Source organism: Corynebacterium marambiense, from assembly GCF_016342275.1.
Taxonomy (GTDB): Bacteria; Actinomycetota; Actinomycetes; order Mycobacteriales; family Mycobacteriaceae; genus Corynebacterium; species Corynebacterium marambiense.
This window is the reverse complement of sequence record NZ_JAEIOT010000007.1, coordinates 736325-756669: the sequence shown is the minus strand read 5'-3', so window position 1 is coordinate 756669 and position 20345 is coordinate 736325. Positions and strand designations below refer to the sequence as shown.

At 65.5% G+C, this 20345-nt stretch carries 18 protein-coding genes; 14 read left to right on the top strand and 4 right to left on the bottom strand.

Going from position 1 to position 20345, the window contains the following annotated elements; genetic code table 11:
- Positions 1 to 46 precede the first annotated feature (46 nt).
- From JDV76_RS08450 to hemW, 3 genes are all read left to right on the top strand, one after another.
- Complete coding sequence (locus JDV76_RS08450) at positions 47 to 1876, top strand: AMP-dependent synthetase/ligase (RefSeq protein WP_198736393.1); 1830 nt, start codon at positions 47 to 49, stop codon at positions 1874 to 1876.
- A gap of 202 nt (positions 1877 to 2078) precedes the next feature.
- Positions 2079 to 2780 (top strand): hypothetical protein, encoded by a 702-nt coding sequence (locus tag JDV76_RS08445; protein ID WP_198736392.1) that lies wholly within the window; start codon positions 2079 to 2081, stop codon positions 2778 to 2780.
- The gene (gene hemW / locus JDV76_RS08440; RefSeq protein WP_198736391.1) at positions 2777 to 3955 is read left to right on the top strand and encodes a radical SAM family heme chaperone HemW; all 1179 of its coding nucleotides are present in this window, start codon (positions 2777 to 2779) and stop codon (positions 3953 to 3955) included. Before JDV76_RS08445 ends, hemW begins: the two co-directional genes overlap by 4 nt.
- 10 nt (positions 3956 to 3965) lie before the next feature.
- On the opposite strand, the gene JDV76_RS08435 is transcribed toward hemW, so the two are convergent.
- From JDV76_RS08435 to JDV76_RS08425, 3 genes are read right to left on the bottom strand one after another with little or no spacing between them, the layout of a single operon-like run.
- Positions 3966 to 5240 carry an ABC transporter permease gene (locus JDV76_RS08435; protein ID WP_198736390.1) on the bottom strand — a complete coding sequence of 425 codons (1275 nt, stop codon included), beginning with the start codon at positions 5238 to 5240 and terminating at the stop codon, positions 3966 to 3968.
- A complete protein-coding gene (locus JDV76_RS08430) occupies positions 5237 to 5929 on the bottom strand; it encodes an ABC transporter ATP-binding protein (RefSeq protein WP_232958984.1) in 693 nt (230 codons plus the stop codon). Before JDV76_RS08430 ends, JDV76_RS08435 begins: the two co-directional genes overlap by 4 nt.
- Positions 5926 to 7584, bottom strand: a complete 1659-nt coding sequence (locus tag JDV76_RS08425) for an HlyD family efflux transporter periplasmic adaptor subunit (RefSeq protein ID WP_198736389.1) — start codon at positions 7582 to 7584, stop codon at positions 5926 to 5928. Before JDV76_RS08425 ends, JDV76_RS08430 begins: the two co-directional genes overlap by 4 nt.
- Before the next feature lie 220 nt (positions 7585 to 7804).
- On the opposite strand from JDV76_RS08425, the gene hrcA reads away from it, so the two are divergent.
- From hrcA to JDV76_RS08375, 10 genes are all read left to right on the top strand, one after another.
- On the top strand, positions 7805 to 8833 hold the full coding sequence (gene hrcA, locus JDV76_RS08420) for a heat-inducible transcriptional repressor HrcA (RefSeq protein WP_198736388.1): 1029 nt from the start codon (positions 7805 to 7807) through the stop codon (positions 8831 to 8833).
- Between the two features lie 605 nt (positions 8834 to 9438).
- The gene (gene dnaJ, locus JDV76_RS08415; protein ID WP_198736387.1) at positions 9439 to 10572 is read left to right on the top strand and encodes a molecular chaperone DnaJ; all 1134 of its coding nucleotides are present in this window, start codon (positions 9439 to 9441) and stop codon (positions 10570 to 10572) included.
- Complete coding sequence (locus JDV76_RS08410) at positions 10569 to 11348, top strand: 16S rRNA (uracil(1498)-N(3))-methyltransferase (RefSeq protein WP_198736386.1); 780 nt, start codon at positions 10569 to 10571, stop codon at positions 11346 to 11348. The genes dnaJ and JDV76_RS08410 overlap by 4 nt, the downstream gene beginning before the upstream one ends.
- Before the next feature lie 87 nt (positions 11349 to 11435).
- Complete coding sequence (locus JDV76_RS08405) at positions 11436 to 12425, top strand: PhoH family protein (protein WP_248140831.1); 990 nt, start codon at positions 11436 to 11438, stop codon at positions 12423 to 12425.
- On the top strand, positions 12422 to 13027 hold the full coding sequence (ybeY, locus tag JDV76_RS08400) for an rRNA maturation RNase YbeY (RefSeq protein WP_198736384.1): 606 nt from the start codon (positions 12422 to 12424) through the stop codon (positions 13025 to 13027). The genes JDV76_RS08405 and ybeY overlap by 4 nt, the downstream gene beginning before the upstream one ends.
- Positions 13028 to 13029: 2 nt before the next feature.
- Complete coding sequence (locus JDV76_RS08395) at positions 13030 to 14352, top strand: hemolysin family protein (RefSeq protein ID WP_198736383.1); 1323 nt, start codon at positions 13030 to 13032, stop codon at positions 14350 to 14352.
- Between the two features lie 145 nt (positions 14353 to 14497).
- Positions 14498 to 15418 (top strand): GTPase Era, encoded by a 921-nt coding sequence (gene era, locus JDV76_RS08390; protein ID WP_198736382.1) that lies wholly within the window; start codon positions 14498 to 14500, stop codon positions 15416 to 15418.
- Position 15419: 1 nt separating this feature from the next.
- Entirely contained in the window at positions 15420 to 16187 is a 768-nt protein-coding gene (gene recO, locus JDV76_RS08385) for a DNA repair protein RecO (protein WP_198736381.1), read from the top strand.
- A gap of 63 nt (positions 16188 to 16250) precedes the next feature.
- Entirely contained in the window at positions 16251 to 16982 is a 732-nt protein-coding gene (locus tag JDV76_RS08380; protein WP_248140775.1) for an isoprenyl transferase, read from the top strand.
- Positions 16983 to 18098, top strand: coding sequence for a VIT1/CCC1 transporter family protein (locus tag JDV76_RS08375; RefSeq protein WP_198736379.1), 1116 nt, complete (start codon positions 16983 to 16985; stop codon positions 18096 to 18098).
- 31 nt (positions 18099 to 18129) lie between these two features.
- Here the strand turns inward: JDV76_RS08375 and JDV76_RS08370 are convergent, their stop codons facing one another.
- Positions 18130 to 18573 carry a Fur family transcriptional regulator gene (locus tag JDV76_RS08370; protein ID WP_198736378.1) on the bottom strand — a complete coding sequence of 148 codons (444 nt, stop codon included), beginning with the start codon at positions 18571 to 18573 and terminating at the stop codon, positions 18130 to 18132.
- A gap of 366 nt (positions 18574 to 18939) precedes the next feature.
- Between JDV76_RS08370 and JDV76_RS08365 the strand changes: the two genes are divergently transcribed.
- Positions 18940 to 20325, top strand: a complete 1386-nt coding sequence (locus JDV76_RS08365; RefSeq protein WP_198736377.1) for a glycine--tRNA ligase — start codon at positions 18940 to 18942, stop codon at positions 20323 to 20325.
- Positions 20326 to 20345: the final 20 nt, after the last annotated feature.

The following is a 20345-nucleotide window of genomic DNA, read 5'->3' as shown; positions in this document are numbered from 1 at the left end:
GGTTTGAGCCGTGATCCTGGGCGTACCGCATGCGGAAGGATCATCAGTGCAGGAATTCTCAACCCCCGCGAAATACGAAATCGGCCCCGATGAGACGTGTCTGACGGCATTGATCGACCTGGTGAAGGTGCGCCCCTATGGGGTGATGTTCACCAAGCCACAGAATTTCGAGTGGGTCAGCGTCACCGCACAGGAGTTTCTGGACGAGGTCTACGAGGTCGCCAAGGGGTTTATCGCGAACGGCGTACAGCAGGGGGACCGCATCGCGCTTCTTAGCGAGACCCGCTACGAATGGACGCTCCTAGACTTTGCGATCTGGGCTGCCGGTGCGGTCAGCGTTCCGATCTACGGGTCTTCCTCCCTGAGCCAGGTCCAGTGGATCATCGAGGATTCGGGTGCGGTGTTCGCCGTGACCGAAACCCGCGACCATACCGAGCTGATGCGGCACCTCGAGCTCGGGCCGGACGGCTCGCCGTCTCTGAAGGGGTCGACCTCCCGTTTGCGGCGCATACTCGAGATCAATGCCTCGGCGATCAACACCCTGAAGTTCGAGGGGCGTCCGATCGAGGACGCCGCGGTCGATGAGCGGATCGCCGCGACGAAGTCGGCGGATCTAGCGTCACTGGTCTACACCTCGGGAACGACAGGGCGTCCGAAGGGCTGTCGGCTGACCCACCGCAACTGGTTGGCCGAGGCACGGGCCCTGATTACGCACCCGGTGGGTGCGATAGCAGTGCCCGGTTCCCGGGTGCTGACGTTCCTTCCGCTCGCGCACGTGTTCTCCCGTGCGGTGAGCCTCGCGATCACGATCTCCGGGGCGACGCAGTCGCACTGGTCCGATTTCTCCACGCTGTCGGTCGAATTCCAGCGAGCCCGTCCGAACCTGATTCTCGGCGTTCCGCGGGTATTCGAGAAGGTGCGCAACGGTGCCGCGGCGAACGCCCAGGACAACGGTCCCGTCCAGGGGGCACTGTTCCTCAAAGCGGAGAAGGTCGCTCAAGACTACTCGAAGGCGCTGGACACGGACGACGGCCCGTCGCGGGCGCTGCGCCTAAAGCACCGGGCTTTCGACAAGCTCGTCTACTCGAAGATCCGTGAGGCGATGGGCGCGAGCGTGAAATACTGCATCTCCGGCGGCTCGGCGATGACCCCGGACCTGGCGCACTTCTTCCGCGGGATCGGGGTGACTGTCTACGAAGGCTACGGCCTGACCGAGACCACCGCCGCCGTGACGGTGAACTTCGACGACAACATCATTGGGTCCGTCGGTCGCCCGATCGGCGGCATGGCTGCCCGGGTTAACGAGGATGGGGAAATCCTCGTCAAGGGTGAGATGGTCTTCGACGGCTACTGGCACAACGAGGAGGCGACAGGTGAGTCCTTCGTCGACGGCTGGTTCAACACCGGTGACCTGGGCGAGCTCCTGGATTCCGGCCATCTGGTGATCACGGGCCGGAAGAAGGACCTTATCGTCACCGCGAGCGGCAAGAACGTCTCTCCGGGGCCGATGGAGGACCGGCTGCGGAGCCATCCGCTGATCAGCCAGGCCCTGGTTGTCGGCGACGGCAAGCCGTTCGTCGGTGTGCTGATCGCGCTCGACGAGGAGGCGTTCCGTCGGTGGAAGCTCACGAGGAACTTCCCGGAGTCGAAGTCGGTGGCCGACATGGTGACCGACCCGGTACTCCGGGCCGAGATCCAGGACGCCATCAACGACTGCAACTCGATGGTGAGTCACGCCGAGGCGATCAAGAAGTTCTACATCCTGGACCGGGATCTGTCCGAGGAAGAGAATGAGCTGACGCCGACGATGAAGATCAAGCGGAACGTCGTAGCACAGCGGTTCAACAAGGAGATCCGCCAGCTGTACAAGCGCTAATAACCGCTGCATGGGACACCCCCGTAACCACACCCGCCACTCCAGTAACATCGGTGTGGCGGGCGTGTCATCGGCGGGGCACCCACAACAAACCAGCGAATGCGCTTAGAGTTCTGTAACCGGAGCACCCGCCACAGGCGGAGGCCCGCCGATCTTGACCGACCCTCCCGATTACCCCGGGCAGACCCACCGAGGAGCAGCCTTGCCACAGTCTGACGCCCTGCTGCGCCACCGTGAGCTGACCCAGGAGGTCTACAACATCGGCGACGAGGTCGCGGAATACATCGAGCACCTCGCCCAGGCGATCGCTGACTACGACGAGGAGCTCGTTGTCGACTGTCACGCAGAGTTCGAGCTCATCATCGACGAGGCCCGTACTGACTCCAGACGCACGGTCGCTGAGCTCATCGGTCTCCGCCAGGCACTGACCTCCGGAATCCGGTCCGGATCTGTTAGCGTGCGTGGCGCGGTCGCCCGCTCCCCCGAGGTGGAACGTCCCGAACTTCTCGACGACACCGCCCTAACCACCGTCCATCCGCTTTCCGTCGCGCCGGTGATCGTCCGCGAGCTCAGTGATTCGCTGTCCGCCCGCACCCGGGACGTTGTCACGCAGCTCGAGGCCATCGTCGAGTGGGTGCTCGACCAGACCGCTGTCGCCGCCGATGATCTCGACGCGGTCAGCCTGCCCCTCATGTTCGCCCACACCCGGACCCTCGTCGATGCCGCCGCCGACGGCTGGCTCACCACCGTTGCCCGGCAGCATCCCGCCTATTGCCGCACCATGCGCGGCAGCAATCCCCCGACCTTCCTACTGGAGCGCGCCCGGGTCGACGCCGTCGTCGCCAAGGTCGCCCGCAAACTCGCGCGCAACAGGGGCGCACACGGCGGTGGCTTCGCCTCGTGACCGGAGCTGACCCGGCGACACCCTTCGGGGTGTACGTCCACGTGCCCTTCTGCGCCAGCCGGTGCGGCTACTGCGACTTCAACACCTACACCCCCGGCGAACTCGGCACCGGTGCCGACCCGGAGAGCTATCTCGCCGCACTCGACATCGAACTTCGGCTCGCTGCGGAGCGGATGGACAATGACGGGATCCTCCGCCCCGCAGAGACCGTATTCGTCGGCGGCGGTACCCCGTCCATGCTGGGGGCCGATGGCCTCACCCGGCTCCTCGCAGGCGTCCGGACCCACATCGGCATCGCCCCAGGCGCCGAAGTCACGACCGAATCCAATCCGGAATCCACGTCACCCGAGTTCTTCGACCGGCTGCGGGGCGCGGGGTTCACCCGGATCTCCCTCGGTATGCAGTCCGCAGCGGGCAACGTTCTGGCTGTCCTCGAACGGCGGCACACACCGGGGCGGCCCATTGCCGCGGCACGCGAGGCCCGGGCCGCCGGGTTCGAGCACGTCAACCTCGACATGATCTACGGAACCCCCACCGAAACCGACGATGACGTCCGCGCCACCCTCGACGCAATTCTCTCGGCGGAGGTCGACCACGTCTCCGCCTATTCGCTGATCGTCGAGGACGGCACCGCCATGGCGCGCAAAGTGAACAAGGGGCTGCTCCCCGCACCCGACGAGGATGTGCTCGCCGACCGCTACCAGCTCATCGACGACGCCCTGCGCGGCGCCGGATTCGACTGGTACGAGGTGTCCAACTGGGCCCGCCCCGGTGGGGAATGCCACCACAACATCGGCTACTGGCGTGACGGCGATTGGTGGGGTGCGGGACCCGGCGCCCACTCCCACCTCGGCGGGATCCGCTTCTTCAACGTCAAACACCCGCGCACCTACGCGGCCGCCTGTGCGCGGGGTGAGCTGCCGGTCAAGGACTCCGAACGGCTCTCCGACATCGACCGGCACACCGAGAAACTGATGCTCGGCCTGCGGCTACGCGACGGTGTTGATGAGTCGGATCTGCGCCCCGGCGCTGAGCAAGTCATCGCCGGGTACGTGGAGTCCGGTCTGCTCCGGTGGATCTGTCGTGCCGAAGGTCGGCGTCGGCTGGCGCTCACCGACGGCGGGCGGCTGCTCGCCGACGGCATCATCGCGGACATTCTCGTCGCTGAGGATTAAACCGTCGTCGTCACTCGTGGCGCAGAGCCTCGATGGGGTTGAGGCGCGCGGCACGGGCGGCGGGGTAGAACCCGAAGAAACCGCCGATCGCCACGGAGAACCCGAGTGAGAACAGCACACCGGCGATGGGCGGGAACACCATCGTGCCCATCAGTTTCGCGCCGATGACACCGAGCGCCGTGCCCAGCAGCACACCGATCACACCACCGAACAGGCAGATGATCATCGCCTCCACCAGGAACTGCAGTCGGATGTCCCGGTTCCTCGCCCCGAGTGCCTTGCGGATACCGATCTCCCGGGTCCGCTCCGTCACCGTGACCAGCATGATGTTCATGACCCCGATTCCTCCGACGAGCAGGGAGATGCCCGCGATGACGGATAACCCGATACTCAGCGAGTCGATGACCTGGCGGAAGGAATCGATGTCTTTCTTCATGTCGGTGACCTTCGCCGTGAAATCCGGGTCCGTCGTGTACTCGGCGGCCGCGAACTCCGACAGTTCCCTGCGGAAAGACTCCTCGTCGGTGCCTGCCACGGGGCGCACCGACAGCCGGGTCCATGTTCCGGGGTCGCCGCCGAGACGGTCCTCCAAGGACCACGGAATGTAGAGCGCCGGTGTTTCGTTACCACCGGCGCCGAATATCCCACCGCCGGAGGATTTCCCGGTAACACCGATGACAGTGAGTGAGATGATTTGCCCGTTCGTCGCCTCAACGTCGACGGATTTGCCGGGGGCACCGGCGGTGTCCCCGCCGAAAAGGGCGGTGACGAGTTCCGGGGAGACGACCGCAACAGGTCGGGCACCGGCAACATCGTCATCGGTGACGGGACGGCCTGCGGTGACGCCAGTGGTTCTCATCGTGATGAAGTCGGGGTTCACCCCGTGAATACGGGCGCGTTTCGTGGTCTGCGGTTGGTCTGAGGGGCTGACCGTTCCAGAGAGATCAGAGGTCTCGCCGATCGGGATTCCGACGATCTGGCCGGTGAACTTCGTCCGCAACCGGTCGATGAGCTCCGGGGTGATCTTTGATGTGGCGGGTACCGGAGTGGGGGATAAGAAGTCATCACCGCTCTCGGCGGTGCGGGACTCGACCTGCAGTGAGAAGTCGTTCGCTCCGGAATCCGCGAGACTCTTCACCAACTGTGTCTTCAGTGAGGAACCGAGGGTGAGGACGATGATGACCGAGGTGATGCCGATGATCACACCCAGTAGCGTGAGCAGTGCCCGCAGCTTGTTTCCAGCGATGCTGCCGACCGCGAGTCGCAGGGCTTCGTTGAAGTTCACTGGAGCAGGTCCCCTTCGGAGATGCGGCCGTCACGCATGGTGACCACACGGGTGGTTTCCGCTGCGAGCTCGGGATTGTGGGTGATGAAAACGATGGTCTTGCCCTGATTCCGGTTCAGGTCGTGGAACATGTCCATGACCAGACGACCGGTGTGCGAGTCCAAGGCGCCGGTGGGTTCATCCGCGAGGATGAATTCCGGGTCGTTGGCCAGGGCGCGGGCGATCGCGACGCGCTGTTTCTGCCCACCAGACAGCTCATTGGGCCGGTGATCCAAGCGCCCGCCCATGCCGACCATCTCCAGCAGTTCGACGGCCCGCTCAGTACGTTCCGCGCGCGATACACCGGCGTACATCATCGGCATCTCCACGTTCCGTCGGGCGCTGATCCTGCCGATGAGGTTGAAGTTCTGGAATACGAATCCGATGGACCTGCTCCGGTGCTCCGACAGAGCATCGCTGTCCAGCTCCTGCGTATCGACGCCCGCGAGATGGTAACTACCGGACGTCGGCCGGTCGAGCAGCCCGATGATGTTCATCAGCGTCGACTTACCCGAACCCGAGGCACCCACCACGGAGACGAACTCGCCGTGCTCCACGGTGAAGTCACACCCCGGGAGCACCGTCAGCTCCCCCTCGGTACCGATGTTGTACGTCTTGACGATGCCCCGCATCTCCACCAGCGGGCTCATGCGGCGTCCCCGAGCGTCACCGTGGTACCCAGGAGGTCACGACGGGTCGAGCCCTGGCTGATCACGTTCTCGCCCTTCTTCAGCTCGCCACCGGTGACGGCGACGGTGACGTCGCCCTCGGTACCGGTCTCCACGCGCCGTTCCTCCACGGTGCCCTTCGACCCGGAGCCCTCGGCTCCTGCGACGACGAGAACGGCCTTCGTGCCGTCGGCACGCTCGAACACCGCTTCACGGGGCACCGCGAGACCACCTTCGTCCGCCGCAAGCACGATCCTGGCCCGGGCGCTACCGCCGATCCGCAGATCCTTCGTGTCCCCCTCGATCGTGATCTCCACCGGGAACGTCGGACGCTGCGCACCGGAGGCGGAAGCGGTACCGGACGTCCCAGCCTGCTGGGTCGCCGGAACACCCACCTGGACTCCCGCCACGGGCGACACCCGCGCCACCTTCCCCCGGAACGTCTTCCCACCGGTTGCCGCTGTCGTGAACGTGACCTCCGCGCCGGGTTTCAGATCGGCCACATCAACCTCCGGAACCTCGGTGCGCAGAATCATCCCGGAATCATCCGCGAGGGTCACCACGGAACCGGCGACAGGGCGGCCGACCTCCGCACCGACGCTGACCACCACCCCGGTGAACGGTGCCCGGATCTCTCTCGCGTTGATGTCCCGCGTCAGATGATCGGTGCCCCGACCGACGGACTCCCGGGCTACCTGGGCCGCACGCTGGGCCTGCTCGACACTACTGGCCAGAGACTCCAACTGCTGCCGGGCGGTCAGCTTCGCCGATTCCACGGAAACCGCGGCTTCCTTCTTCGCCTCGAAGGTTGAGGCGACCGACCGCTGGGCCTCCGCCAGATCACGGTCCACCGCCTGGAGAGCGGTCGTGTACGCAGCTTGGCGGTTGTTCAGATCTTTCACCGAGTTCTGCAGGGCGGTCGCTGACTCCACCGTGCCGATGTGGGTGGTCACGGACTGCTGCACGCCCTCCACCGAAGGGTCGGTCTGCAAGGCCGCGGCGGCAGATGCCACCCCGGCCCGAGCCAAATTGATCTCCCCGTTAAGGACCTGCTGGCGCGCCTGCTCAAGGGCACGCTCCTGCTCGACCAGACGCGGATCACGGCCGCTCGCCGCATCCGCTTTCTTCGCCTCGAATGCGCGCACCGCGTCCTCGTGCGCGGCGGTCGCCGTGCGCAACGCCGCCTGCGCGGAGTTCACCTCCGGATTCAACGACTGATCGAGCCCCTCCTTGTACTGGCGGTGTTTCTGCTGCGCCTGCTCCAGGGAATTGAGTTCCGAGGTCAGTGTCGTCGCCTGCTGCGACCTCTGGTTCGCGAGTTCCCGCTCCACGGATGACACATCGACCGTCGCCAGTAACTGCCCGGCCTCGACCCGATCCCCGGCGGTGACCGACAGGGAGGTGAGTGGACCGGTGAGAGCGGTGGTGACGGCCTCCGTCTTCGCGGCCGTCACCGTCGCCGTGGCCTGGACCGCCCGGCTCACGTCCTCGATCTCCGCGGCCCGGTACTCGTGGGCGGCCAGGACTGTGCCGTCCCCGCTCCCGGAACAACCCGTGGCGGCGAGGCACAATGCGGCGGCCGCCCCGGTGAGGAGACGGCGTGGGCGGGGGATGCGGAGAACGGAGGAAAGTGACATCGGAAACCAGGGCCTTTCGGTCTTTCGGATACTGCGACCCGCACAGGTCGGCTGAGATGTCACGCTAGGGGGCCTTCCCGGGGTCGAGCCGGGAGGAAGCTGGGGGAAAGCTGTGTTCCTGTACCGGCCCTTATACTGGGGTGCGGACAGCGGAAGCAGACGCCCGGTGATATCGCCCATCCGATGGCCGCCGGAAACACAGCAGGGGAGAGGATCGGACATGGCCGGAGCCACCGACCAGCGACGCGCCGAGGTGCTGCGCGCCATCGTCACCGACTACATCGCTTCCCACGAACCCGTCGGCTCCAAGGCACTGGTCGAACGCCACCGACTCGGGGTCAGCTCCGCCACCATCCGCAACGACATGGCCGTCCTCGAATCCGAGGGCTACATCGTGCAGCAGCACGCTAGCTCCGGCCGGATCCCCACAGAGAAGGGCTACCGGCTCTTCGTCGACTCGCTCCACGAGGTCAAGCCCCTCTCCCCGGTGGAACGGCGGGCGATCCAGAACTTCCTCGAGGACGGGGTTGACCTGGAGGATGTTCTGCGGCGCGGTGTGCAGCTGCTCAGCCAGCTCACCAGACAAGCCGCAGTCGCACAGCTACCGACCCTGGATGTCTCCCGAGTCCGGCATTGCGAAGTCGTGCAGCTCACCCCCTCCCGAATTCTGCTCGTCCTCATCACCGACACGGGACGCGTTGATCAGCGCAACGTCGACACCGATATCGAGCTCACCGCCGATCAGGTGGCGAGACTCCGCGACGTGCTAAACCAGGCACTCGTGGGCAAGACCCTGAGTGACGCCTCAGTCTCGATGGCCGATCTCGCGGCGAATGCCCCGGCTGACATCAGGACCGCCGTCATCCGGGCGTCTACCACACTCATCGAGACACTCGTCGAAGCCCCCAGTGAGCGGATGGTTCTCGCCGGCGCCTCGAATCTCTCCCGCCTGACCGGCGATTTCCCCGCCGGACTCCCCACGGTCCTCGATGCTCTGGAGGAACAGGTCGTGGTGCTCCGGTTGCTGTCCAGCGTCACCGCGCACGGCGTCGTACACGTGAGCATCGGTGAGGAGAATCAGGACGACCAGTTGCGCGGTGCCTCCATCGTGAGCACCGGTTACGGCGCGACCGGGGCGACCTTCGGTGGAATGGGGGTCGTCGGGCCCACCTATATGGACTACCCCGGCACCATCGCCAAAGTCCAGGCCGTCGCCCGCTACGTTTCCCGGGTGCTCGGCGGGAACTAGCTGCGCAAACCCTCCGGAAGGAGACTTGTTGGCAGCTGCGTCACCGGAGCACGGTGCAGGCTGTGGCCCAAGCGCCCGCATTTCGCCCGCAGGAGAGCGCTAGTTCACCCGACCCCGGTAGGTCCGGTGCTTCTACACAACGGGACGAGAGGGAGATCCAGCGCACCCGCGTTCTCTGCCCTGGTTCGGCTCCGCACTTCTCCGTGGAACGGGATCTATGCGGAGCGGCGGATGAGGGCACACCAGGGCGCGTGATCCACGCGGACGGTGCGTACCGCCGCGCGGGGAACATGGGTGCGGCCGGGGCATTGTGCACGTCGGATACCTCTGTGTGGTGTGGAACGGCGACCGGGCACGGGGTGCGCCCGTGTCCACACCGTGCGCGCGGTGGCAGTGGCGCACACGGAATTGGGTGAGGGCCTGTTTCCGCCGGTCTCGCTGTGGGAAGCGCGACCGATACCTCGAACCCGGTACCCGCTTGGGCGAAGTACCGGGCGCTCACTACTATGGGAGGAATGCGGGGGAGTACCCCGCCCCCGAACACGCACCCAAAACCCTCATTCCGACCGCGATATGGTCGGTGACAGAAGGAAGTATCAGACAACGTGGCTCGTGACTACTACGGCATTCTCGGCGTCGACCGTTCCGCATCGGACTCGGAGATCAAGAAGGCCTACCGCAAACTCGCCCGCAAGTACCACCCGGACGTCAACCCGGGTGAGGAGGCGGCGGAAAAGTTCCGGGAAGTGTCCCTCGCCTACGAGATCCTGACGGACCCGGAGAAGCGCCGCATCGTCGATCTCGGCGGCGACCCCGCCGAACAGGGCGGTGGCGGCGGCTTCGGTGGCGGCTTCGGTGGCGGTGGCTTCGGAGACATCTTCGACGCCTTCTTCGGCGGTGGCGGCACCGGTCGCGGCCCCCGGTCCCGCGTCCAGCCTGGTGCCGACGCTCTTCTGCGTACCTCGATCACACTCGAGGACGCCTTCGTCGGTGTCCGCAAGGAGATCACCGTCGACACCGCGATCCTCTGTGACGAGTGCTCGGGTTCCGGCTCCGCATCGGGAGCCAAACCCGTCCCGTGTCAGACCTGTTCCGGTACCGGTGAACTGCAGGAGATGCAGCGCAGTTTCCTCGGGAACGTGATGACCTCCCGCCCCTGCCCGACCTGTCAGGGGACCGGCGACGTTATCCAGGATCCCTGCAACCGGTGCCACGGGGAGGGGCGCTGCAAGGCGCGCCGCGATCTCGTGGTCACGGTGCCCGCCGGTATCGATGACGGCATGCGTATCCGGATGGCAGGCCAGGGGGAGGTCGGCCCCGGCGGTGGGCCCGCCGGTGACCTCTACGTCGAGATCTCCGTCCAGCGGCACCCCGTGTTCAGCCGCCAGGGTGACGATCTCCACCTCACTGTCCGGGTGCCCATGGTCGACGCGGCCCTCGGAACGGAGATACATACGGAGACCCTCACCGGTGAATCGCTGACGATCACTCTGCCTGCAGGCTCCCAGCCCGGAGACCGTATCCGGCTCGCAGGCTCAGGCATGCCGCGCCTGCGCGCCGAAGGGGCAGGCGATCTCGTCGCACATCTAGACGTCGTGGTGCCCCGCGAACTGGATGACCGGTCCCGCGCCCTTCTCGAGAAGCTCCGCAATCACCGGGATGAATTGGCCGAGGTCAACCGCGAGGGTGACGGGGAGGAGACCCTGTTCAGTCGACTCCGTAACCGGTTCCGGCGATGACCCTCCCCGTCTTTCTCGCCGATCTCGACGCGGTGCTCGCCGGTACGGCACCGGCACCCTTACCCGGTCCAGGTCAAACCGTCACCGTCACTGGGCCTGAGGCCCGGCACGCCGTCAGCGTGCGGCGTCTCGGCACTGGCGATGAACTCATTCTGGCTGACGGCCGGGGTAAGGCCGTCCACTGCACGGTGCGGGAGACCGAGGGCCGGGACACCATGATCCTCGCCGTGGATCAGGTTCTGGCGCCCACGGTACGCGACCCCAGGGTCACTGTTGTCCAGGCGATCCCGAAAGCGGACCGTGCGGAGCTGGCCGTCGATCTCGCATGTCAGGGTGGTGCGGACGCCATCATTCCGTGGCAGGCCGACCGGTGCATTGCCCGCTGGAACGGGCCGAAACGCGACAAGGCACTGGGCAAGTGGCGGGCCGCCGCCGTCGCTGCGGCGAAGCAGTCCCGGCGCACCGATGTCCCCCGGGTCCCGGGCCTCGCCGACGGCGGTGACGTGGAGAAAATCATCCGGGACACCGTCTCGGGTGGTGGCGAAGCTGTCCTGCTGCACGAGGAGTCCGCAGTCGCGTTCACCACGATCAACTGGGCTGATTCCCGGAACGTGGTTCTCGTCATCGGTCCCGAGGGAGGCATCTCCCCGGCGGAGGTTGACCGGTTCACCGCAGCCGGTGCTCGATCCGTCCGATTGGGGCCCGAGGTTCTGCGCACCGCGACTGCGGCGCTGTCCGCGCTTTCCGCCATCGGAGTGTCCAGCTCCCGCTGGTAAGGTCCACCATGAGCCTGCCGGTCGCGGTATCAGCAGGCAGATCCACCGAACATCTCCCCGAAAGTAGGCGAAGCTCCGCACGTGGCCATCTACAACACCACCGAGAGTGTCTCCGAGACCTTCGACATCGACCCGGCGCTCGTGCAGAGCGTGCTCGGTACCACCGACGGAAATCTGAAGACACTGGAGAAGTACGTCGACTGCGACATCTTCGTCCGGGGGAACACGGTCACGCTGACCGGGCCCGCGCACGAGGTGTCCCGTGCCCGCCGGGTGCTCGATGAGCTGCAGGCGACCGCCCGTCGGGGCGGGCACATCAGTCCGACGGCCGTGAAGCACGCCGTCAACCTCATCACCAGTGAAGCACCACAGTCCGTAGCCAGCGTCCTCGCCAGCGACATTATCGCCCGCCGTGGCAAGGTGATCCGGGCGAAGTCCCTGGGACAGAAGGAATACGTCGATGCCATCGACGACAACACCATCGTCTTCGGTCTCGGACCCGCCGGGTCCGGCAAGACCTATCTGGCGATGGCCAAGGCGGTGCAGGCGCTGCAGACCAAACAAGTGAGCCGCATCATCCTCACCCGTCCCGCAGTCGAAGCGGGGGAGAAGCTCGGTTTCCTCCCCGGCACCCTCAACGAGAAGATCGACCCCTACCTCCGTCCGTTGCACGACGCTCTGCGCGACATGGTCGAACCGGAGATGATCCCGAAGCTCATGGAGGCCGGTGTCATCGAGGTCGCGCCGCTGGCCTACATGCGGGGGCGCACCCTCAACGATGCCTTCGTCATCCTCGACGAGGCACAGAACACCACCCCGGCGCAGATGAAGATGTTCCTCACCCGACTCGGATTCGGGTCGAAGATGGTGGTCACCGGTGACGTCACCCAGGTCGACCTGCCCGGCGGTCAGCGGTCGGGGCTGCGGCTGGTGCGGCACATCCTCCGCGGTGTCGACGGAGTGCACTTCGCCGAACTGACGAGTGAGGACGTCGTGAGGCACCAGCTGGTTGCCCGCATCGTCGACGCGTACGAGGACTGGGAGAACACGGAGACGAAGGGGCGGGATCTGTCATGAGCACCGAGGTTTTTAATGAGGCGGCGTACGGCGATGTGAACGAGGAGATGCTCATCGACGTCTGTGGCTACGCACTGTCCCGCATGGACGTGCACCCGCAGGCGGAGTGCTCCCTGCACATCGTCGACCCTGATGTTATCGCTGAACTCCACGAACGCTGGCTCGATCTGCCGGGGCCCACCGACGTGATGAGCTTCCCGATGGATGAACTGACCCCCGGTTCCGGGCGTCCCGACGCCGCGGAACCGGGCCCCGCAATGCTCGGGGACATCGTCCTGTGCCCCGAGTTCGCCGAGGGACAGGCCGCCCGTGCCGGACATAGTCTCGACCATGAGCTCTCCCTGCTCACCGTCCATGGGGTCCTGCATCTGCTCGGCTACGACCACGTCGAACCCGATGAAGAACGGGAGATGTTCGCGCTGCAGAACGAGATCCTGGCTGACTGGTACGACGACCTCGAGGCCCGGGGCGTTCACTATCAGCCCAAGCCCTCGGGGCCGGGTGCGTTCCCGAGCGCCTCGGATCGTGAGGCCCTCGACCATGTGAATCCGGACGGTACGATTCCCGTGATCGCCGAGCCGGGCACAACGGAGAAGAACTGACCGTGAATCCAGTCCTACTGGCTCTCGGCGCCGCTGCTGCCCTGATCACCTCCGGTGCTCTCGGTTCCGTCGAATCTGCGGTAACCTCAATTTCCCGCGCCCGCGTCGAGGAACTCGTCAAGGACGAACGTCCGGGGGCGGTGAATCTACTTCAGGTCGTGGACCGCCGCGCCGACCACATCAACCTCCTCGTGCTCCTCCGGACCCTCCTGGAATCAACTGCGGCCGTGTGTACCGGTGCCCTCGCATTCCAATTGATCGACTCCAGGGGTTGGGCCCTGGTTGCGGCGATCGGCGCTCTGACTCTGGTCACCTACGTCGTGGTCGGGGTCTATTCGCGGACGATCGGCCGCCAGAACCCGTACACGGTGTCCCTCAAGTCGGCTCTCATGCTCTCCGTGCTGGCGCACCTGCTCGGGCCGGTAACCAAGGTGCTGATCTGGCTCGGCAATATCCTCGCCCCCGGGGCAGGCTTCCGTGACGGGCCGTTCAACACCGAGGTCGAGCTTCGGGAGATGGTCGACATCGCCCAGGAGCACGGCATTGTGGAGATCGGCGAGCGCCGCATGATCCAGTCGGTGTTCGACCTCGCGTCGACCACGGCCCGCAGCGTCATGGTCCCGCGTCCGGAGATGATCTGGATCGAATCGGATAAGACCGCAGGTCAGGCGACCGCACTGTGCGTGCGCTCCGGGTTCTCCCGGATTCCGGTGGTGGGAGAGAACGTTGACGACATCGTTGGTGTCGTCTACCTCAAGGATCTCGTCCAGAGGACGTACTCGTCGAGTGACAACGGGCACAGCGTCAGTGTCGTGGATGTCATGCGGCCCGTCACCTTCGTTCCCGACTCGAAGAACCTCGATGATCTCCTACGGGAGATGCAGCTGAACAGGAACCACATTGCTCTCCTCGTCGATGAGTACGGCGGTATCGCCGGTCTCATCTCCATCGAGGACATCCTGGAAGAGATCGTCGGCGAGATCGCCGACGAGTACGATTCCGCGGAGGTCGCACCGATCGAGAAGCTTGACTCTGGCCGATACCGGGTTGTCTCCCGGCTCACCCTCGAGGATCTCGCTGATCTCGTCGACGAGGACCTCGACATCGAGCTGGAGTTCGGTGAGGACATCACCGACCAGGTGGAGACCGTCAGCGGGCTCATCGCCTACGAACTCGGTAGGGTACCTCTACCTGGAGCGACTGTTCAGACCTGCGGGTTGGAACTCACCGCGGAGGGTGGGCGGGACCGGCGGGGCCGCATGCGTGTCCGGTCCGTCATCGTCACGGTCCTCGATCGGGAGACCGCTAGCACCGACGACCGCTGAGCGTGCTCCGCGGTCGTGGAGTACCCACGGGGTACGATGGGAGATCATCCGGAACCGCCCGCCCCATGTACGGGGTGGTCGGGTCCATCAGTATCACCCACCGACAATCCGGGGCCGTTCGGCTCCGTGGAGGACGAGAACAACGTTGACTTCTTTCACCGACACCCCCGAGGGGTTCCGTTCCGGTTTCGTCAGCTTCGTGGGGCGGCCCAACACGGGCAAGTCGACCCTGACGAACGCACTGGTCGGCGAGAAGATCGCCATCACCGCCAACCAGCCGGAGACCACGCGCCACCCGATCCGTGGCATCGTGCACCGTCCCGACGCCCAGATCATCGTCGTGGACACCCCGGGCCTCCACCGCCCGCGGACTCTTTTGGGCGAACGGCTGAACGAAATGGTGAAGGAAACCTACTCGGACGTCGACGTCATCGGCATTACGGTGCCTGCGGACGAGAAGATCGGTCCCGGCGACCGGTGGATCCTCGACGCGGTGAAGAAGGTTGCCCCGAAGACCACCATCGTCGGGATCGTGACCAAGGTCGACAAGGTCTCCCGCGACAGCGTCGCCGTACAACTGATGGCCCTGCACGAGATGCTCGGCGGTGACTGCGAGGTCATCCCGGTTTCCGCGCAGTCCGGTGAACAACTCGACGTTCTCGTCGATGTTCTCACTGGTGTGCTCCCTGAGGGGCCGAAGTTCTACCCGGACGACCACATCACCGATGATGACCGGAACACCCGCATGTCGGAGCTGATCCGGGAGGCCGCGCTCGCCGGCCTGAAGGATGAACTGCCACACTCGGTCGCCGTCGAGATCGACGAGGTCCTGCCGAACGAGGAACGCCCCGATGTCCTCGACATCCACGCGGTCCTCTACGTGGAACGTCCCGGTCAGAAGGACATCATCATCGGCAAGGACGGCCGCAGGCTGGGTCGGATCATCCACAACTCCCGTAAGGAGATCATCGAGCTGATTGGCCAGAACATCTACCTCGATCTACGGATCAAGGTGTTGAAGAACTGGCAGTCCGACCCGAAGGCGCTCGGCCGCCTCGGTTTCTAGGATGCGTGCACCGAGCTTCCGCGACCGGGCGCTCGTGGTGCGGACCCACGACTTCGGTGAGGCCGACCGCGTCGTCGTACTCCTGACCCGCGGACACGGGTTGGTGCGCAGCGTGGCGAAGGGCGTGCGGCGCACCCGGTCACGGTTCGGGTCCCGCCTCCAGCCGTTCGTCGAGATCGACGTGCAGCTGTACCCGGGGCGAAACCTGTACAGCATCACCGACGCAGACACGGTGGCCTATCACGGTTCCGGGATCATCGAGGATTACGCCCGCTACACCTGTGCCTGCGCGGTCCTCGAGTCCGCGGAACGCCTCGCCGTCGCCGAGTTCGGCGATGATCCGTGGCTGTTCGACGCTAGCGCAGCAGCGCTGGCCCGCCTGCGCACCGCCCCCGACCCGACGGCCGAACTCGACTCCTTCCTGCTCAGGGCGATGGGGCACGCCGGATGGGCGCCGAGCCTGTTCGACTGCGCGCACTGCGGGCGACCCGGACCGCACCACGCCTTCCACCCCGCGGCCGGGGGAGCGGTGTGCGGGACGTGCAGGCCTCCCGGGGCGGCGACGCCCGATGAAGCGGTGCTCCGCCTCATGTGGTGGCTCGCCCACGAAGCGTGGCCGGCGGTGGAGGCGGCGCGGGCGGCCTCCGAGGACACTGGGGACGGGGTATTCACTGATTTCGCCGGTCAGGCGCATCAACTCGTGCGTGCGCATCTGCACTGGCACCTGGAACACCGGGTCCGGTCCCTGGACCTGCTCGATCAGGGCTGACCGTGAGCAGTGACCGGGGTGGTTTCCCGGGACGGGGCCGGGTGGCACAATGGAGCGGTGAATGTGAACACCACCCCGCCCGATATCCCCGCCGAGTTCCTTCCCAAGCACATTGCACTGGTGATGGACGGCAACGGCCGCTGGGCCACGGAGCGGGGCATGAAGCGCACGGAGGGGCACCGCCGGGGGGAGGCGGTGCTTCTCGACGTCGTGGACGCCTGTATCGCCCTCGGTGTGCCCTATCTCTCGGCGTATGCGTTTTCGACGGAGAATTGGCGGCGCTCCACCGATGAGGTTCGGTTCCTCATGGGGTTCAACCGGGATGTGCTGCGTCGGCAGCGGGACGGTCTGCACGCCAAGGGGGTGCGTGTTCGGTGGGTCGGGCGTCGGCCGCGGCTGTGGCGCTCGGTGATCCGTGAGTTGGAGGCTGCCGAGGAACTGACCAAGGACAACACCACGATGACGCTCGCGATGTGCGTCAACTACGGTGGGCGAGCCGAGATCATCGATGCCGCCCGGGCCATCGCTGCAGAAGCCGCGGCCGGTCGTCTACGACCTGAGCAGATCACCGAGGCGAGCTTCCCGAACTTCCTCGATGAGCCGGACATGCCCGACGTCGATCTTTTCCTCCGTCCCTCGGGTGAGAAACGGACGTCGAACTTCCTGCTCTGGCAGTCCGCCTACGCCGAGATGGTCTACCAGGACAAGCTGTTCCCCGACTTCACGCCGCAGGATCTGTATGACGCGGTCATCGAGTATGCACACCGGGACCGGCGTTTTGGGGGGGTCAGATAGATGACGGAGAACTCCGAAGCTCCTGTGGTGGGAGAACCGACCCGCGCACAGATCAAACGGTGGCAGCGGTATCTCGCCAACGAACGAGCAGAAGCCGCCGTCTACCGCGAGCTCGCTCTGCACAAGACGGGCGAGGAACGCGACATCCTCCTCTCCCTCGCCGACGCGGAGGCCCGGCACGAGGAACACTGGCGCACCCTGCTGGGCAATCACGTCGGAATGCCGCGGCGCCCCGACTACTCCACCCTCCTCATGGGTTTCCTCGCCCGTCGTTTCGGCAGCGTGTTCACCCTCGCCCTCATGCAGTCCGCAGAGCAGCGCACCCCGTACCTGGATGACGAAGACGCTACCGACCAGATGACCGCGGACGAGTGCATCCACGCTGAGGTCGTGCGCGGGCTCGCGGCCCGGGGCAGGGAACAGATCTCCGGCAACTTCCGGGCCGCCGTGTTCGGCATGAACGACGGCCTGGTCAGTAACCTCGCTCTCATCCTCGGTGTTGTGGGGGCCGTGACGAGCAACGGTGTCATCGTGATGACTGGGTTGACGGGCCTGCTCGCCGGGGCACTGTCCATGGCCGCCGGAGAGTACATCTCGGTGTCCTCGCAGCGGGACCTCCTCGAGGCGTCCACCGCCGATCCGATGGCCTCCGCCCAGCTCCCGCAGCTGGACGTGAACTCCAATGAACTCGAGCTGGTCTACCGCGCACGTGGCATGAGCGGAGAGGAGGCGAAAGCGAAAGCTGCGGTGGTGTTCGCCGGGATCCGGGCGAATCGACCGGTGGAACGGGAGGCGATATCGACGGTTCCGGTCGGCGCAGCGCCTGCTGATCCAGAGGTCGTCGGCTCCGGGATGTCCGCCGCAGTGTCCAGTTTCCTGTTCTTCGCATCCGGTGCACTGATCCCGTGTGTGCCGTTTTTCTTCGGACTGTCCACCCTGACGGCCACGGTGATCTCCTGCATTCTTGTCGGGATCGCCCTGCTGTGTACCGGCTCCATCGTGGGGCTGCTGTCCGGGGTACAGCCCCTCCGGAAGGCATTGGTCCAACTCGCCGTCGGCATTGGTGCCGCGGCGGCCACATTCGGCCTCGGCAACGTGCTTGGCGTTCTGGTCTGATGAGCTGACTGACGCCGCTCTCCGGTCCCCGTCAGTTGTCCGTGCCGGTGCTCCGTCCGGCACGGCAGTCGGCGCACAAGCCGAACACCTCGGCGGTGTGGCCGGTGAGCTGGAAATCGTTGCGGCGGGATTCCTCCAGAGCCCACTTCTCCACCGGTCCGCCCTCGATCTCGATCGTGTGACCGCACTCGGTGCAGACCAGATGGTGATGGTGCGCCTCGGTGTCGCAGTGCCGGTAGAGGGACTCACCGGTCGCCATGTGCAGCACGTCGACCGCATGGATATCCGCGAGCGATTGGAGGGTCCGGTAAACGGTCGTCAGACCGACCTTGTGGTTGCGTTCGCCGAGTTCGCGGTGGATCGTCTTCGCGGAAGCGAAGGTGTCCAGACCGCGGAGTACCTCGACCACGGCGGCGCGCTGACGGGTGCTGCGCACACCCAGCTTCGGAATGGTCGAGTCCTGGTTGGCGGACATGTGCGGGGTCCTTCCTGCAGGGTGCATGATCAGCTGCCCGGATTCAGGGGGAGAGGGCTGGATTCCCCCTGCCGCCGGACCGTACGGCGGCGAGACAGTCTGTTCCCCACATGATAGCGCGTCCAGGTTGTCCGCTACCCCGTACCTGCCGCCGCGCCGCAGGATGGACCGCAGGGAAAACCCCGGGCCGATCCTGAGCCTCGGGCCCCGCGGGCTAGACTGGTTCTGGACTGGTGCGGCGGGGTGAGAGCCCTCCGCCGGTGTGCTCTGGCTTCTGTGGAGTCACCGGGAAGGTGAAACCCAGACGCCGCCGTCACCGAGCATCAACGAACCGTACATCTTCCCTTATAGGAGTACTGAAGAACCGTGGCACAGAAAACCACCATTGAAACCGTCGTGAACCTCTGTAAACGACGTGGACTGGTCTACCCCTGCGGCGAGATCTACGGCGGTACCCGCTCCGCGTGGGACTATGGCCCGCTCGGTGTCGAGCTCAAGGAGAACATCAAGAAGCAGTGGTGGCGATCCATGGTGACCTCCCGTCCCGACGTCGTCGGTCTGGATTCCTCGGTCATCCTGCCCCGCCAGGTCTGGGTCTCCTCCGGTCATCTGGAGGTGTTCACAGACCCGCTCGTGGAGTCACTCCACACCCACAAGCGCTACCGCGCCGACCATCTGCTGGAAGCCTATGAGGAGAAGCACGGGCACCCGCCGGCAAACGGCCTCGCCGACATCAACGACCCGGAGACCGGCCAGCCCGGTAACTGGACCGAGCCCCGCGAGTTCTCCGGCATGCTCAAGACGTTCCTCGGCCCCGTCGACGACGAGGAGGGCCTGCACTACCTGCGTCCCGAGACCGCCCAGGGCATCTTCGTCAACTTCAAGAACGTCATGACCTCAGCCCGGATGAAGCCCCCGTTCGGTATCGCGCAGATCGGCAAGTCCTTCCGTAACGAGATCACCCCGGGCAACTTCATCTTCCGGACCCGCGAGTTCGAGCAGATGGAGATGGAGTTCTTCGTCAAGCCCGGCGAGGACGAGGAATGGCACCAGTACTGGATCGACCACCGGTTCAACTGGTACGTCGACCTCGGTATCGACCCGGAGAACCTGCGCCTCTACGAGCACCCGCAGGAGAAGCTGTCGCACTACTCAAAGCGCACCGTCGACGTGGAGTATGCGTTCCACTTCGCCAACGGCAAGTGGGGCGAGCTCGAGGGCGTGGCCAATCGCACTGACTTCGATCTGTCCACCCACGCGAAAGGCTCCGGCGAAGACCTCTCCTTCTTCGACCAGGAATCCGGCGAGCGCTGGACCCCCTATGTCATTGAGCCCGCAGCCGGTCTCGGTCGTTCGATGATGGCGTTCCTCGTCGATGCCTACCACGAGGATGAGGCCCCGAACTCCAAGGGCGGCGTGGACAAGCGCGTCGTGCTGAAGCTCGACCGTCGTCTCGCGCCAGTAAAGGTCGCGGTTCTGCCGCTGTCCAAGAAGGACACTCTCACCCCGACCGCGGAGAAGGTCGCCGAGACCCTGCGCCAGCACTGGAACATCGAGTACGACACCTCCGGCGCCATCGGCCGCCGGTACCGTCGTCAGGACGAGATTGGCACCCCGTTCTGCGTCACGGTCGACTTCGACACGCTCGAGGACAACGCGGTCACCGTTCGTGAGCGTGACACCATGGAGCAGGAGCGGGTCGCCCTCGACGAGCTGGAGAGCTACCTCGCCGCACGCCTGATCGGCTGCTGACACCTCCCTCAGGGGAGACT

Bases quoted from the DNA above. Each gene is read 5' to 3' on its own strand.
- ybeY (WP_198736384.1), top strand. From the start codon at position 12,422: ATGAGCACCGAGGTTTTTAATGAGGCGGCGTACGGCGATGTGAACGAG.
- JDV76_RS08375 (WP_198736379.1), top strand. From the start codon at position 16,983: ATGACGGAGAACTCCGAAGCTCCTGTGGTGGGAGAACCGACCCGCGCA.
- JDV76_RS08410 (WP_198736386.1), top strand. From the start codon at position 10,569: ATGACCCTCCCCGTCTTTCTCGCCGATCTCGACGCGGTGCTCGCCGGT.
- recO (WP_198736381.1), top strand. From the start codon at position 15,420: ATGCGTGCACCGAGCTTCCGCGACCGGGCGCTCGTGGTGCGGACCCAC.
- hrcA (WP_198736388.1), top strand. From the start codon at position 7,805: ATGGCCGGAGCCACCGACCAGCGACGCGCCGAGGTGCTGCGCGCCATC.
- JDV76_RS08425 (WP_198736389.1), bottom strand. From the start codon at position 7,584: ATGTCACTTTCCTCCGTTCTCCGCATCCCCCGCCCACGCCGTCTCCTC.
- JDV76_RS08430 (WP_232958984.1), bottom strand. From the start codon at position 5,929: ATGAGCCCGCTGGTGGAGATGCGGGGCATCGTCAAGACGTACAACATC.
- JDV76_RS08370 (WP_198736378.1), bottom strand. From the start codon at position 18,573: ATGTCCGCCAACCAGGACTCGACCATTCCGAAGCTGGGTGTGCGCAGC.